General features: G+C 67.5%; 10 protein-coding genes, 1 tRNA gene and 1 pseudogene. 4 read left to right on the top strand and 8 right to left on the bottom strand.

The features are described 5' to 3' along the window. Positions 1-8: 8 nt before the first annotated feature. The 3 genes from HMPREF3165_RS05575 to HMPREF3165_RS05565 are packed head-to-tail and all read right to left on the bottom strand — an operon-like array spanning position 9 to position 3,263. On the bottom strand, positions 9-557 hold the full coding sequence (locus tag HMPREF3165_RS05575) for a TetR/AcrR family transcriptional regulator (RefSeq protein ID WP_070511449.1): 549 nt from the start codon (positions 555-557) through the stop codon (positions 9-11). Continuing rightward, complete coding sequence (locus HMPREF3165_RS05570; protein WP_083303220.1) at positions 554-2,068, bottom strand: MFS transporter; 1,515 nt, start codon at positions 2,066-2,068, stop codon at positions 554-556. Before HMPREF3165_RS05570 ends, HMPREF3165_RS05575 begins: the two co-directional genes overlap by 4 nt. 55 nt (positions 2,069-2,123) lie before the next feature. After that, positions 2,124-3,263 (bottom strand): bifunctional GNAT family N-acetyltransferase/nucleoside triphosphate pyrophosphohydrolase family protein, encoded by a 1,140-nt coding sequence (locus HMPREF3165_RS05565; protein ID WP_070511445.1) that lies wholly within the window; start codon positions 3,261-3,263, stop codon positions 2,124-2,126. A 119-nt stretch (positions 3,264-3,382) separates the two neighbouring features. On the opposite strand from HMPREF3165_RS05565, the gene HMPREF3165_RS05560 reads away from it, so the two are divergent. After that, positions 3,383-4,732 carry a hypothetical protein gene (locus HMPREF3165_RS05560; protein ID WP_070511443.1) on the top strand — a complete coding sequence of 450 codons (1,350 nt, stop codon included), beginning with the start codon at positions 3,383-3,385 and terminating at the stop codon, positions 4,730-4,732. A 9-nt stretch (positions 4,733-4,741) separates the two neighbouring features. Here the strand turns inward: HMPREF3165_RS05560 and HMPREF3165_RS05555 are convergent, their stop codons facing one another. Then, complete coding sequence (locus HMPREF3165_RS05555) at positions 4,742-6,004, bottom strand: MFS transporter (protein WP_070511441.1); 1,263 nt, start codon at positions 6,002-6,004, stop codon at positions 4,742-4,744. A 209-nt stretch (positions 6,005-6,213) separates the two neighbouring features. On the opposite strand from HMPREF3165_RS05555, the gene HMPREF3165_RS05550 reads away from it, so the two are divergent. Together HMPREF3165_RS05550 and HMPREF3165_RS05545 are read left to right on the top strand one after the other, a co-directional pair. Next, the gene (locus HMPREF3165_RS05550; protein WP_070511439.1) at positions 6,214-6,777 is read left to right on the top strand and encodes a DUF805 domain-containing protein; all 564 of its coding nucleotides are present in this window, start codon (positions 6,214-6,216) and stop codon (positions 6,775-6,777) included. A gap of 303 nt (positions 6,778-7,080) precedes the next feature. Then, positions 7,081-7,578, top strand: a complete 498-nt coding sequence (locus tag HMPREF3165_RS05545) for a DUF805 domain-containing protein (protein ID WP_070511438.1) — start codon at positions 7,081-7,083, stop codon at positions 7,576-7,578. A 66-nt stretch (positions 7,579-7,644) separates the two neighbouring features. Here the strand turns inward: HMPREF3165_RS05545 and HMPREF3165_RS05540 are convergent. Together HMPREF3165_RS05540 and HMPREF3165_RS05535 are read right to left on the bottom strand one after the other, a co-directional pair. Beyond that, a tRNA-Leu gene (locus tag HMPREF3165_RS05540) sits at positions 7,645-7,735 on the bottom strand. A gap of 113 nt (positions 7,736-7,848) precedes the next feature. Continuing rightward, the gene (locus HMPREF3165_RS05535) at positions 7,849-8,760 is read right to left on the bottom strand and encodes a D-hexose-6-phosphate mutarotase (RefSeq protein WP_070511437.1); all 912 of its coding nucleotides are present in this window, start codon (positions 8,758-8,760) and stop codon (positions 7,849-7,851) included. Positions 8,761-8,829: 69 nt separating this feature from the next. Here HMPREF3165_RS05535 and HMPREF3165_RS05530 point away from each other — a divergent pair, with 69 nt between their 5' ends. Continuing rightward, entirely contained in the window at positions 8,830-10,287 is a 1,458-nt protein-coding gene (locus HMPREF3165_RS05530; RefSeq protein WP_070511436.1) for an AI-2E family transporter, read from the top strand. 12 nt (positions 10,288-10,299) lie between these two features. Here HMPREF3165_RS05530 and HMPREF3165_RS05525 read toward each other — a convergent pair whose 3' ends face one another. Both HMPREF3165_RS05525 and HMPREF3165_RS05520 read right to left on the bottom strand, forming a co-directional pair. Next, entirely contained in the window at positions 10,300-13,698 is a 3,399-nt protein-coding gene (locus HMPREF3165_RS05525; RefSeq protein WP_070511434.1) for an error-prone DNA polymerase, read from the bottom strand. Between the two features lie 21 nt (positions 13,699-13,719). Continuing rightward, positions 13,720-14,030: pseudogene (locus HMPREF3165_RS05520) on the bottom strand (HNH endonuclease); the annotation flags it as partial.

Below are 14,030 nucleotides of genomic sequence, written 5' to 3'. Positions count from 1 at the left end.
GGGAGCTGTCACTGCCGTCCGCCATCGCTGGCCTCACCGCGAGCCAGAGACACGATGAGCTCGGCGATGGCGGGCTCATCGGGATTGCGGCTACGGCTGTCGACAGCGCGGTTCGCCCACCATCCGTCCACGGCCAGCAGCGCCACGCGCTGCATCGCGCTGAGCTCGTCCACCTCGCCGATCCACTCGTCACGCAGCATGTCCCAGGCGTTCTTGATCGTCTCGGCCTGCGGCGTGGACGAGAGTATGAAGCTGACCTCTCCGGGGAGGATCTCACCATCGAGGACGGAGCGCGCCAGGGCCTCGATGCGCTCGGTGCGGTTCGCCTCCTCCAGGGGCTTGCCCAGTGCTTCCAGCGCCTCGGCCCGCCACCGTTCCTGGAAGGCCACAGCGATCCCCTCCAAGAGCTCGGTCTTGGTGCGGAAGTGGTAGATGACACCGCCTCGAGTCAGTCCGACGTGCTCGGCCAGGGCGTCGAAGGTGAGGGCATCGAAGCCGTCTCGGTGGGCGAGCTCGAGCGCCCCGGTGATGATGCGGTCCCGTTTCGAGGTTCTCATGCAGACTCCTCACTCGTCTCGCTCGTGGCCGGAACATGGCGGGCAGCCATGACGCCCGCACCCAGGAGGATGACGGCGGCGATGACGGCCGTGGCCTGCATGGCGCAGGTGAACGCCTCCCGGGCCTGGACCATCAGCTCGGCCTGCCCGGGGTTGCTCAGGTCGATGGCACCCGCCAGGGTGGCCAGGGACTGCTCGGCAGCCTCGGCCACCCGCTGCGGAAGACTGGAGGGGGCGGGTCCGAGCAGCAGCCGGTAGCCGACGTCCTGAATCGTGCCGAGCACCGCGATCCCCAGGGCGACACCCAGCTCGAGACCGGTCTCGGAGATGGCCGAGGCCGCTCCTGCCCGGTCCGCCGGCACCGCTCCCAGGACCGCTCCGGTGGAGACCGTGAAGGCCAGGCCGATACCTGCGCCGATGACGAGCAGACCGACGCCGATGACCACGATCCCACCGTAGGACTCCCCCAGCGCGACCACGACCAGCCCCACCGCGGCCACCAGCAGGCCGCTTCCGAGCGCCCGACCGTTGCCGAGCCGGCGCACCACCGCGGCGACGACCGCGACCACCACGATGGAGGCCAGCGACGCGGGCAGCTCAGTCAAGCCGGCTCGGAGTGTGGAGTAGCCCCGGACGAGTTGGAGGTACTGGGAGAAGAAGTACAGCAGGCCGGCCAACGCGAAGATCGCCAGGACAGTGGCCGCGATGGCCCAGGTGAATGCGGGGCGCCGGAAGAGCTCGACGTCGATCAGCGGCGTGGCCAGCGTGCGCTGACGCCTGATGAACAGCCAGCCGGCGGCCAAACCGCCCACCAGTGCCGCGATCGCAACGACGGTGAGGCCGTCGTGCGCGAAGGACTTGACGGCGTAGGTGATCGGCACGATGGCCAGGACCGACAGGACCGCGGAGGCCAGGTCCACCGGGGCTCCCTGATCGTTCTTGGACTCCGGCAGGAGCCACAGGCCCGTGACGATGACGGCCGCCATGACCGGGACATTGATGAGGAAGACGCTGCCCCACCAGAAGCGCTCGAGCAGGACTCCGCCCACCAGGGGCCCCAGGGCGGTGCCACCCGAGCTGCCGGCGGACCAGATCGCAATGGCGGTGGTGCGGTGGCGGGCGTCGGGGAAGATGTTGCGGATGAGGGAGAGGGTGGAGGGCATGATCGTGGCACCGCCGACGCCCAACAGGGCTCGGGCGGCGATAAGGGCTCCCGCGCTGGGAGCGAAGGCCGCCATGATGCTGGCCGTTCCGAAGCCGAACGTCCCGATGAGCAGGAGGCGTCGCCGACCGATGCGGTCGGCGACATTGCCCATGGTCACCAGCAGACCCGCCAGGGTGAAGGAGTAGATGTCACCAATCCACAGCAGCTGGCTGGCCGTTGGACTCAGGTCCGCACTCAGCGAGGGGATGGCCAGAGCCAGCACCGTGGAGTCGATGGCCAGCAGGGTCACGGCCAGGGTCAGGACGGCCAGGGCCGCCCAAGCGCGAAGTCCAGGAGTACGAGTCACGGCCAGAACTGTACTACACGCACAGTATAGTTATGGCCGCGTCGCAGGGCTCCTCTCAGCGCAGGCGGCGACGGCGCAGCACAGCCTCCACATTCGGAGGGAAGTAGTCCGGCCCCTTGAGGACCTTGCCGTCCTCGCGGTAGACCGGCTTGCCGTCGGCACCCAGCTTGGACATGTTGGAACGCTGCACCTCGGCGAGCACGGATGCCAGGTCGATCCCGGTCTCCAGGGCCATGCCGTAGATGACGTAGATGAGGTCCGCCAGGGCGTCGGCGGTCTCGACGGTGTCGCGAGTACCGTCGTCAGCGGCCACGGCGCGACGGTAGCTCGACTCGATCTCGGCGCGTGCGGCCTGCCCGTAGACGGCGCCGACGAGCTCGGAGAACTCCTCGGCGATGAGACTCATGCGCATGTCGAGACTCTCGCGCTCGAGGCTGGCGCCGTCGGTCTGGACGGGAAGTCCGTAGACGTGGTGGAAGCGGCGCACCAGGGCCTCGGGGTCGTCGCCCTCCCTCTCTCCGACGCCGTCGTGAGCCACCAGAGGAAGCACGCCGTCTGTCTCAACAGGGCCGTCCCAGGGAGCTCGCGGCTCGCGCGGGTCGTCGGGCAGCAGGGTGGCGATCCAGCCATCATGGAGCCGACCATCGTTGGGCAGGAAGCGGCGCACTTGCCCTTCCCGCTGGAAGCCGAGGGACCAGGCCACCTTCCAGGAGGCCCAGTTGGGCACGGGGCCGTGGCTCGTCTCATGGATGTCGCAGCGCCACCGCAGAGCGGACAGGGCCAGGGGGCCACTTGGGTCGAAGGCCGTATCGATGAGGGCGGCGACGGCGCGAGTCATGGTTCCGCGCCCACGCGCCGCAGCAGCGAGCCAGTAGCCGACCTCGCCGGTCCGAGCGTTCTCAGGGCCGCTCAGGGTGATGCCGAGCATGCCCACTAGGTCCGGAGGGGCACCGGCATCAGCCTCGCGGATCGCCCAGGTGAGCTCGCGTCCCTCGCTCCAGCCCTTGGCCACGACCTGCTCGACGAAGAACTGCGCGTCACTGCGCTGATAGTTGCGGGGGACGAAGGTCCACTCCTGAATGTCCGCGTCCTGGCAGATCTCGGTGATGCGGTTGAGGTCGTCGCCGGTGGGGACCGACAGGACTAGTGCGGGCAGGTCGCCGTCAGCAGCAACGGTCATCTCAAAGGAGTCCATGGAGGCTGATGCTAACGCCTCCGCCTCGCCTCACTCGTGAGGAGCCGCTCGAATTCCTCTCCCGGGTCATTTCATGGGCCTATGCTCGAGGGTGATGTCCCCCAACGAGAAGAGCCTGAGTGACTACCGCCCCCACGCCTGAGAGCCACCGCCATGGTCCCGCCATCCCCCGCTGGATGCTGCCCTCGGTGCGGGTACGCAGACGCGGTGATGTCATCACGGTCGAGCAGCGGGTCCCCGCCCGCGTGGAGAGCATGCACACGAGAAGCACCTTCGACTCAGCTCATCGCGGCTACGTGGAGCACCATGACATTCCGAGCTTCGAGTCTGGTCTAAGGTCTCCGACCGGCCTTGCGCTCGTCAAGGAACGCTTGTCCATTCCGGCTAGCGCGGCAAGTGAGCAGCAGGTGCGGCAAACCGTAGACCACACTATCGCCGCCTACGACCCGGGCACGGCGGCGCTGTCCGTTCAGCTCAGTGGGGGCATGCTGCTGCGACTGCTGCAGACCGCCGCCTCACTGGGACTGGCGGGAATCGGCCTGTACCTCGCCATCTCCTTCCACCGAAGCCCCTCCATCGCGCCCCCGAGCGACCCTTTCGCCGGTATCCAGAAGGTCTTCACAGTTCTTCCCAGCATCTTCGCCCTCGGGGCACTCGCCGTCGCGGTCACCTGCGCTCGCGGCGCATGGGCCCTGCGCACTCCGAGGTTCGTGGCCGAGGAGCAGTGGGGGCTGTTGCGTCAGACTCTGACCCAGCTGGCAGGGCAGGAGCCCGGCTCCTCGCGTCCCCTGGACATTGAGGCGGGCCTGCGCCGAGATCTCATCACTCACCCGAACGGAGGGTCCCTCGCGCGTGGCGTCACTCGTGACGGGCGCATGGGTCCCCCGTGGCCGGATGCCTACGACGTCGACAAGCGCGTCAGGCAGGGGCGGCGCGCCCTGGTCGGCATGACCGTCTTCGCCTCAGTCTTCCTGCTCGTGGGGATCGTGATCTTCCTGCTGTTCATAGCCGCCGGACAGCTCACGCTCATTCCCCTGCTCCTCGGCGTCAGCGTTTTCGGCGCGCTCCTCTCCCACGCCTCCAAGCAGTGCGACCGGCTCCTCGTCTCGTATCCCCGCATGATGCCCGGAGGAGAAGAGCCGCGGGAACTCAGCTGGGAGGATGTCGACGCCCCCTCCTTGCCCGCGTGGTGCGATGCGCGCCGGCGCGAGCGCTATTGGAACCTTGCTGCGATCGTGTTCCTGGTTGAGTTCGTTGTGGCTGTTCTCTCCATCTTCGCCTCCGTGATGCTGAATCAGACTGCGTTCTCGGCCGGCTCCTCCTCGCAGGATGCTCACACTCACGCACTGATATGGAACTCGGTCCTTGCACTCGTCGCTATCGCTGCGGCACTCGCCACCGTCGCGATCGGCAGACTCTGGACTCGGAAGAAGGACAGCGAGCTGCGCCAGCAGGCAGGACTGGTCTGAGCCCTCGCGTCAGCCCGGCCGCTGAGTCTCCGCAGGCCTGCGGCGCAGGACCGGCCAGCAGGAGACCATGATGAGGCCACCCAGTAGGCCGTAGGCCAGAGCCACCCACAGTCCGTGATCGTCAGCGAGCCGGCCGACAACCGGTGGCGCCAGGAGACCCGCCAGACGGGCCAGCCAGGACACGATGGTCAGTCCCAGCCCGGGAGGAAGCCCTTCAACGTCGTCGGCGGCGGAGTAGGTCACGGGGACGGCGACGGCGCACCCCGCCCCGGAGATCGCCATCCCCAGCAGTGTCCCGGGTACGGAGGAGACCAGGAGGGCGATACTCATTCCGAGGGTGACCAGTGCTCCGCCCCAGGCGATCACGGCCCGCTGACCGACAGCGTCGATGATGCGGTCGCCCACCAGGCGCCCCACGATCATCGTTCCTTGAAGGGCCACCAGCCCCAGCCCGACGTGACCGGCACCGGCGCCCTGTTCGGACAGGAACAGGGAGGACCAGTTCATGGCGACGTCCTCGGGGAACATCGAGGCCGCGCATAGCAGTCCGACGACGAAGAGCACGAGGATCGTGACCGGTCGGACTCGACGAGGCGATGTCGCCGGCCTCATCTCGGGGGCGTCGTCGAGCTCCTTGTTCTGATCGGGGGTGCGATCATCACGATCATGGCCGGGGAGGAACCAGCCTGCGAGCAGGGGGCCTACCGAGAGGACGAGCAACACCACCGCCGTCAGCACCATGTGGGTTCCCAGCCCCACTCCGGCTCCGGCCATGGCCTGACCCATGGCTGCCCCCAGGACCGCCCCCAGCGACCACGAGGCGTGGAAGCTCGTCACGATGGAGGCGCCCCAACGGCGCTGGACCCGCAGTCCGTGAGCGTTCTGCGCGACATCGACAATGGAGTCCGTCCCGCCCACAACCAGCAGGCAGACCGCCAGGACGAGCCATGAACGGGCCAGCCCCGCTCCGAGGAGCGCCAGGGCAACCACGAGCATGCCCAGGCTGGCGACCTTGGCCGAGGTCAGGCGGGAGATGAGCCATGACGCGGCCAGCCCCGCCACCAGAGCACCGACGCTGGCCGCGGCCATAGCCTGCCCGAAGGCGCTCTTGCTCAGCCCCAACCCAGCCACGATCTCCGGGAAACGCGGCACCAGGTTGGCGAATCCCAGACCATTGGCTAGGAACACCAGACAGACCCCGGCGCGTGCACGTATGAGCACGGGACTGTGCCGTGTCCCTGGAGGGGTGCTCAGTGAAATGGCGGAGTGCATGGGGGCTCAGTCTAACGACGTGGATGTCCTGTGGCCCGGCATAGGGAGTACTCCCCACCGCAGCGGGAGGGAGTCGAGGTGACGAGCCCTCCCCTGTGCCTTTAGGCTGTGACTCGTACGCCGATCTGACACCAGAAAGCGCATCAGCCCGGGTGCTCCCAACCATGAGGGCACCCCCCGCTCCCTGCCCCGTCTTACATGGAGGATTCATGTCCTACGGAACCGGCCCCGCACCCTATGGCGACCAGGCGCCATACGGCGGTCCCGCACCCTATCCCGGTGGTCCCACTCCCTACGGCGCCCCCAGCCAGTTCGGACAGTTCGGGCCCCCGCCTCTGACACCCGACATCGCCCCGCTGCCTGGAGCAGGCTTCGGTGAGGCCGTCAAGCGCTACTTCCAGCGCTACGCCCAGTTCCGAGGCTATGCGTCCCGCTCCGAGTTCTGGTGGGTTGCGCTCTTCAACGGTCTCATCGGACTTGGCCTCTACTTCCTGTTGTTCATGGTCATTGGTCTTGGTGCGGCGGCGGATGGTTCCTCAGACGATGTCGGGACCGGTACCGGTATCGGGATGGTCGTCGTCATGCTTCTCTACTTCGCCTATGCGATAGCTACATTTATCCCGGGCCTGGCCCTTACGGTACGGCGCCTGCACGACAGTGGAAAGTCGGGGCTCTGGTTGCTCATCGCTTTCATTCCCGGTGCCTCAATAGTGCTCCTGGTCTTCCTCTGCTTGGAGTCCCGCCCCGACCTCTACCGTCCCGAGTGGAGCTAAGTAAAGCCTCCTGAAGGACAATAGATGGTCCCCGGAACCTCCTGGTTCCGGGGACCATTGCATTGGCGGTGCTCGGGGAGAAAGTGAACCCCCGCCTGACTCATGGCAGCTTGGTGGGATCGAGTATTTTAGGCTGACATTCTTCCGGTATTCCGTATCCCTGTAACCCGGCATAGGAAGGGACCCCCTCTACCCTTAGGATGTGACTCGTGCGCCGACCTGACACCAGAAAGCCCATCAGCACGGGTATTCTCAGCCATGACGGTACCCACCGCTCCTCTCCCCGCCTTACATGGAGGATTCATGTCCTACGGAACCGATCCCGCACCCAACGGCGACCAGGCGCCATATGGTGATCCCAACCAGTTCGGGCCCATGTCATTGGCTCCCGACGTCGCCCCCCTTCCTCGTGCGCGCTTGGGAGAGGCCGTCAAGCGCTTCTTCCAGCGCTACGCCCAGTTCAGCGGATACGCCTCCCAGTCGGAGTTCTGGTGGCCTTTTCTACTGTTTCAGATAGTTATCCCCTCTGCCTTCTATACGATCATAGTTATCATCACGATTCCGGAATCATTCGTGCACCCCGGTAAAACACCTCCGGCGTTGATAATCACCTGTGGCGCATTCTTGCTCTACATTCTCGCGATGATTATTCCGGCACTCGCGGTGACGGCCCGCCGTCTCCATGACACCGGAAAGTCAGAGCTGTTCCTGCTTTTCTACTTCATTGGGCTGGGGATCGTTCCGCTCATCATGTGCTGCATGCGTTCCCGACCTGACCTCTACCGTCCCGAGTGGGGCTGAGCGAAGCCTCCTGAAGGACAACGCAATGATCCCCGGAACCTTCCGGTCCCGGGGATCATCTGTTGGTGGTGTCCGAGGGGGGACTTGAACCCCCACGCCCGTTTAATAAGGCACTAGCACCTCAAGCTAGCGCGTCTACCTATTCCGCCACTCGGACTTGTGTTGTCTCCTCCGCCTTTCAGCGGCTTGGCCAGGCCCTCGTCCTGGCGACGCAGAGAAACTTAGCATGGCGGCCACCGAGGCCACCAAGCCACGTTCAAGTGCTTCCCATCACACTGCGGTGTTCTCGACGCTCACGGTCACCTGCATGGACCAGCTTGCCCCGGGCTCGATGGTGGGCGCGTGCTCTCGTACCGCCCCGCTTTCAACGCACACCATCGCAGGGAACTCGTCGTCGGCCATGTCCGGCAGCGGGGCGCTGTGCGTGGACCAGGGGTTCCACACGATCGTCGAGGGCGCGTTGCGCTTGTCGATGCCGATGATGCGCTGATGCCCGGGATCAGTGACGGTAATCGGCTCGGCGGAGTCATAGATGCGGTCCACGGGGCCATGGATCGTCACATCGCCCTCCTGGACGTGGTGGGCCTCCTGCGGGCTGCGAGCCAGGTTGTCGCTGTAAGGGGCGCCTGCGAGCCCGCTGATGCGGCTGGCGGTGACGTCGTGGACTGAGAGATAGGTGTGCGCGGCCGCCTCCACCGTGCGGGGCTCACTCCCCTCGTTGCGCAGGCTGAGTCCCAGGCGCAGCGTCTCTCCGACCTCGACCTCGTAGAGCGCTGTCAGGCGGTCGCGACTGACGCTGAGAAGAGCGCGGACACCGCCGCCGTCGGTGCTGGTGACTGTCAGCAGCCGCCAGGGGGCGATACGGGCCCACCCGTGCTTCGGTACGGCGTCACCGTTGATGCCGACCCCGAACTCCGGCAGGCACAGGGGGATTCCTCCACGGATGGCGGTAGCGCCGTCGAAGACCGCCTGCCGGGAGGTGAAGATGACCTCCGAGCCGCCGCGCGGCACCCAGGAGGTCACGGTGGCGCCGTGGAGGTAGATCTCTGCGGCCCCGGCCGGGGCGTCGATGAGGAGCCTCTGCTGTCCTCCCCGCCCTGACCCTAACGCGGCGGTGCGGGGCAGACGCAGCTGGTTCGTCACGGCGGGGTGAGTCGGATTGCCGACATTCGGGGCGGTCATGGGGCCACGCTAGTAGGCTGGGCGTGTTTCGTCAGCCCGTTATCCAGCGAAGGACTGATCGTTCACCCCATGGCAACCAACAGCTCTCCGTCACAGGAGCCGACACAGGACGCGCCGCCCGAGATTCCCGAGTCCTCCCAGAGCTCCGACTCCCACCAGGCGGTTCAGGGACCCGGCTCGGGGAAGAAGTCCGCCCGAGAGACCCTCAGCAGCAGTGGCTTGCTGAGCCGGCTCAAGAGCGCCCGTACGGCGCTGGACCGGGGGATCGACTGGGCGGAGAGGCGCAGGCAGGCGGACCGCGACTACCAGCTGCACTGGGAGTCGACTCCGGAGGAGGCGGAGAGCAGACCGGCCGCTCCCCCGGTGTCCACCACTCATGTGCGCGTGGCCCCCTCGGTCTCCTTCCCCGAGACGGTCACGACCCGTTCCTCGGTCATGGACTCCCTACCCGCCTGGCTGGTGCGGGGTGGCATGGGGGCCTGGCTGGGACTGGGCATCATCATTGTCATCGGCCTGATCTTCTACGCCACCTCGCAGGTGATCCCGGTCTTCATCGGCCTGTTCATGGCACTGGTGTTCACCTCGATCCTCCAGCCGATGGTCAACCTCTTCGCCAAGATCATGCCCCGCTACCCGGCGACCTTCCTGGCACTTCTCACCACCATCGGTGCGATCGCCGGACTGGTCACGTACGTGGTCACCTCGGTCACCAGCCAGTGGAGCTCCCTGGCGTCCCAGTTCGGCGATGGCCTCAACACCATCATGGACTTCCTGGAGAATGGGCCGCTGCACCTGACGCAGCAGCAGATCTATCACCAACTCCAGCTCTGGCTGCGCCAGGGGCAGCACTATCTGCAGTCCAATGCCCCGTCCCTGGCCTCGGAGCTGCTGTCCAACGCCAGTGCGGTCGTTGATGTGCTCACGGTCCTGGCCCTGGCACTGTTCGTCACGATCTTCTTCCTGGCCTCCGGGGGCAGGATGTGGCGCTGGTTCCTCAACGAGCTGCCTGCCACGATGCGGGAGTCGACCCACCGGGCTGCGGGCGCCGGCTGGTACACCTTCGCCGGGTACGCCCGCGGCACTGTGCTGGTGGCGCTCACCGACGCCATCATGGCCGGGATCTTCCTCCAGCTGGTGGGGATCCCGTTGGCAGCACCCCTGGCGGTGCTCGTGTTCATTGGCGCCTTCATTCCGATCATCGGCGCACCTCTGGCGATGCTCGTGGCCATGGTGGTGGCCCTGGCCTCCGGCGGCTTTGTCACCATGATCGTTGTCGGCGTGGGAGTGGCCGGGATCGGCCAGATCGAGGGGCACATCCTCCAGCCCCTCATCATGGGTCGCCAGGTCTCTCTGCACCCTGTGGTGGTCATCATCGGTGTCGCCTTGGGGACCTACGCCGCCGGCCTGCTCGGCGCGATCGTCGCGGTCCCGCTCATCAGCGTGCTCTGGTCCGTCTACTCCGAGCTGCACACCAAGGACGCCCCGGTCACTGGCGAGCTGCCCGCCTACTCCTCCCGCAAGGAGTGAGGGGTGCCGCTGTCAGCACCAGTCCCGGCTGCCGGTGCCCGGGACACCGGGAAGGACCTGGAGACGATCGGCCATGAGCGCGACGACTCCGTCGCCCTTCTCCACGGTGCCGCGCACGATGAGAGCGACGGCGCGTCTGCCGATGCTCCGGTAGCGGCGCCACATACCGGCTCGGCAGGCGACGTTGAGCAGACCAGTCTCGTCCTCCAGGTTGAGGAAGATCATGCCGGAAGCAGTGTGGGGGCGCTGCCGGTGGGTGACGACGCCGGCGACGCGCACCCGGCTCCCATGCTCCTGATCCGCCAGGTCGGCTGCGCTGAGCACACCGTCGGCGGTCAGTGAGGCTCGCAGCAGCCTCAGGGGCGAGCCCTGCGTGGACACTCCGGTCAGGCTCAGGTCGGCGGCCTGGCGCTCGCGGTCGGTCATGGTCGGCAAGGTTGGGGCCTGGGAGCCGACGGCGGTTCCCGGAAGCGTGGGCTGGCACCACACTTCCGGCCCCTGACGGGAGGCGCCACGACGTCGGCCGTGCTCATCGGAGAGGACTCCGGCAGCCCACAGGGCCTGACGGCGCTCCACGCCTAGACTGTCCAGGGCTCCTGAGACGGCCAGTGACTCAAGGCGGGAGCGGCTCAGACTCACGCGTCGTGCAAGATCGGCCAGGTCCCGGTAGGGGCCGTGGGCACGGCGCTCGGTGACGATGGCCTGCGCGGCCCGCTCCCCCAGCCCCTTGATCGGGTCCAGGCCCAGGCGCACTGCGAGATCATCGTGGATGTCCAGGGAGGACGGGGCAGCGGGATGGGGCCTCAGCGGCTCCCACTGGTCTGATGGGCCGGCGCCCTGGTGGTCTTCCCGCTGCTCGACGGTGGCCTGCGCCAGTGAGCGGTTGATGTCCGCGGGCAGGACGCGCACACCGTGGCGGCGAGCGTCAGCGACCAGTGACTGCGGGGACCAGAAGCCCATGGGCTGGGCTGCCAGGACCCCGGCGTAGAAGTCCTCTGGCTTGCGCGCCTTGAGCCAGGCTGAGGCGTAGACCAGGTAGGCGAAGGAGAAGGCGTGGGACTCGGGGAAGCCGAACTCGGCGAACGACCTCAACTTGCTGTAGATCGTCTCCGCTGTAGGCGCGTCGATGCCTCTGGATCTCATTCCGGCTATGAGCTTGTTGCGGAGGGCATCCATGCGCTCTATGGATCGTTTGGCTCCCATGGCCTGACGCAGGCTGTCGGCCTCGGCGGGGCTGAAGCCTGCGGCGTCGACGGCGATCTGCATGAGCTGCTCCTGGAAGAGCGGCACTCCCAGGGTCTTGGTCAGGGCGGGTTTGAGGGAGTCATGCAGGTAGGTGACCTCCTCGCGCCCCAGCCTGCGGCGGATGTAGGGGTTGACGGCGTCGCCCTGGATGGGGCCGGGGCGGATGAGGGCGACCTCGACGACGATGTCGTAGAAGGTCTGGGGCCGGAGTCGGGGCAGGGTGGCCATCTGGGCACGCGACTCGACCTGGAAGACTCCGACCGTGTCCGCGGCCGTGAGCAGCCGGTAGACGGCCGGGTCCTCCTCGGGCAGGGTGTGCAGCCCCCAGGGACGGCCGGACTGGGAGGTGCGCAGTTCTCCTTCCGTCACGGCGTCGGGAACGGTCTGCCCCCGCTGTGCCAGCGTGGTGAAGGCCAGGCGCAGGGCGGTGAGCGCTCCCAGGCCCAAAAGGTCGAACTTGACCAGGCCGGCCTCGGCACAGTCGTCCTTGTCCCATTGGAGGACCGAGCGGTTGTCCATGGCGGCCCAGCGCACCGGGCAGACCTCGGTGACGGGGCGGCCGCACAGGACCATGCCTCCGGGGTGGACCCCCAGGTGGCGGGGCAGTCTCAGCAGCTTCTCCGCGATGTCGAGGACCGGCTCAGGGACCTCGTCGTTCTGCCCGGACAGTCCTCCGGGACGCACTGAGGTCCACCGCTCCATCTGCTTGGCCCAGGCGTCCTGTACTCCGGCGGGGTGGCCGAGGGCCCGGGCGGCGTCACGGACTGCGGATCGGGGGCGGTAGGAGATGACGTTGGCGACCTGGGCGGCACGTTCTCTGCCGTAGCGGGAGTAGACGTGTTGGATGACCTCTTCGCGGCGGCAGGCCTCGATATCGAGGTCGATGTCGGGGTAGCCGGCTCGCCCCGGGGACAGGAAGCGCTCGAAGAGCATCTGGTGCCTGACGGCGTCGACGGCTGTGATGCCCAGGGCGTAGCAGACTGCGGAGTTGGCCGCCGAGCCTCTCCCCTGGCACAGGATTCCCGACTGTGCGCAGAACTCGACGATGGCGTGCACGATGAGGAAGTAGCCGGGGAATCCCAGGGACTCGATGACCTCGAGCTCATGGTTGAGCACCTCCCAGGCCCGGGGGTGCTCCTGCGGGGTGCCGTAGCGGCGGGTGGCGCCTTGGCGGGTGAGCTCACGCAACCAGCTGGCAGGTGTGTGGCCCTCCGGGACATCGGCGTCGGGGAGGTCGGGGGCGATGAGGGACAGGTCGAAGGCGAGGTCTGCGGCGAGCTCGGCGGCCAGGTCGACGGCTCCGGGACTGCGCCGGTGGAGCAGCGCCATGTCCTGGGCCCCTCGCAGCCAGCGGCCAATGGGGGGCAGGTGACCGCGGGCGCCTTCCAGGTCGGTGACCAGGCGGGTGGAGGTGAGCACATCGGCGAGGCGGGCGTCGGCCGGGCGGGCGCAGCGCACTGCCCCGGTGGCCACGAGGGGAAGCCGGTGAGCGTGAGCCAGTCGGGTCAGGGTCTCGGTGAGGGCGGCGTCGGTGGGGCCCCCATCCAGGGTGATCTCGACGGCCAGCCCCACAGCGGCATCTCCCTCCACCTGTGTGTCACCGGTGGTGGTGCTGGTTGGACGGCCTCGGTCAGGCGCGGCGAAGAGCTCGGTCAGGTGTCCCAAGCAGGTGTCTGCCGCCTTCAGGTCCCAGGCGTCGGGTCGACGTGGATCCCCCAGGGCCCGACGCAAAGGGCCGTTGGCGGTACCGGTGAGGACGAGGCAGGTCCCCGCCGCCGCCTCGGTCTGGCCGGTGGGGTCGGAGCGGAGAGCCGAGGCGAGTGTGGGCAGGTCGTGGGCCGGTTCTTGACGTTGCCCTGCGTCCAGGTTGTGCCGGGAGATGGCGGACACCAGGCGGCGGTAGCCGGTGGGGTTGCGAGCCAGAACGGGCAGGTGGGAGCCGTCGGCCAGGGTGAGCTCGGTGCCGTGAATGGTGGGCAGGCCGTGGGCACGGCCTGCTTGGGCGTGCTTGACGATGCCGGGGACGCCGTCGTGATCGGTCAGGGCGAGGGCCTCCAACCCGAGTTCGACGGCGGCCGAGGCCAGGTCATCGGGCTCGTTGGCCCCGTCGAGGAAGGAGTAGGCGGAGTGGGCGTGGAGCTCGGCATAACGGTGACGTCCGGTCATGTATTGGTGGCACCTGGAGCGTTAGAAGGGTGGGGTTTGGTCGATGAGGGGTGCGAGTCCGAGGGTGTGGGTGGCCTGCGGGTAGGGGGTGGTCTCGTAGTCTCCGGGTTTGTGGCCGGGTTGGGGGCCGCGAGTCTCGAGCCGGGCCCTGCTGCTGCCGTTGGTGTTGGTGCCGAGAGCGGTGTGGTCGTGGACCTGATCGTCGAGTGCTCTGTCAAGGGCCCGGTTGAGGCGGTTGAGGACGTCGGGGCTGATCTGCTGGCTCAGGTCCTCCGGTACGACGGCGCCGGAGACGTGGCGCTGGTGGGGCCCGATCCTCTTGGGTAGGCGGG

It is taken from the genome of Actinomyces sp. HMSC08A09, assembly GCF_001807465.1.
Classification (GTDB): Bacteria; Actinomycetota; Actinomycetes; order Actinomycetales; family Actinomycetaceae; genus Actinomyces; species Actinomyces oris.
This window is presented reverse-complemented; position numbering and strand designations above follow the sequence as displayed.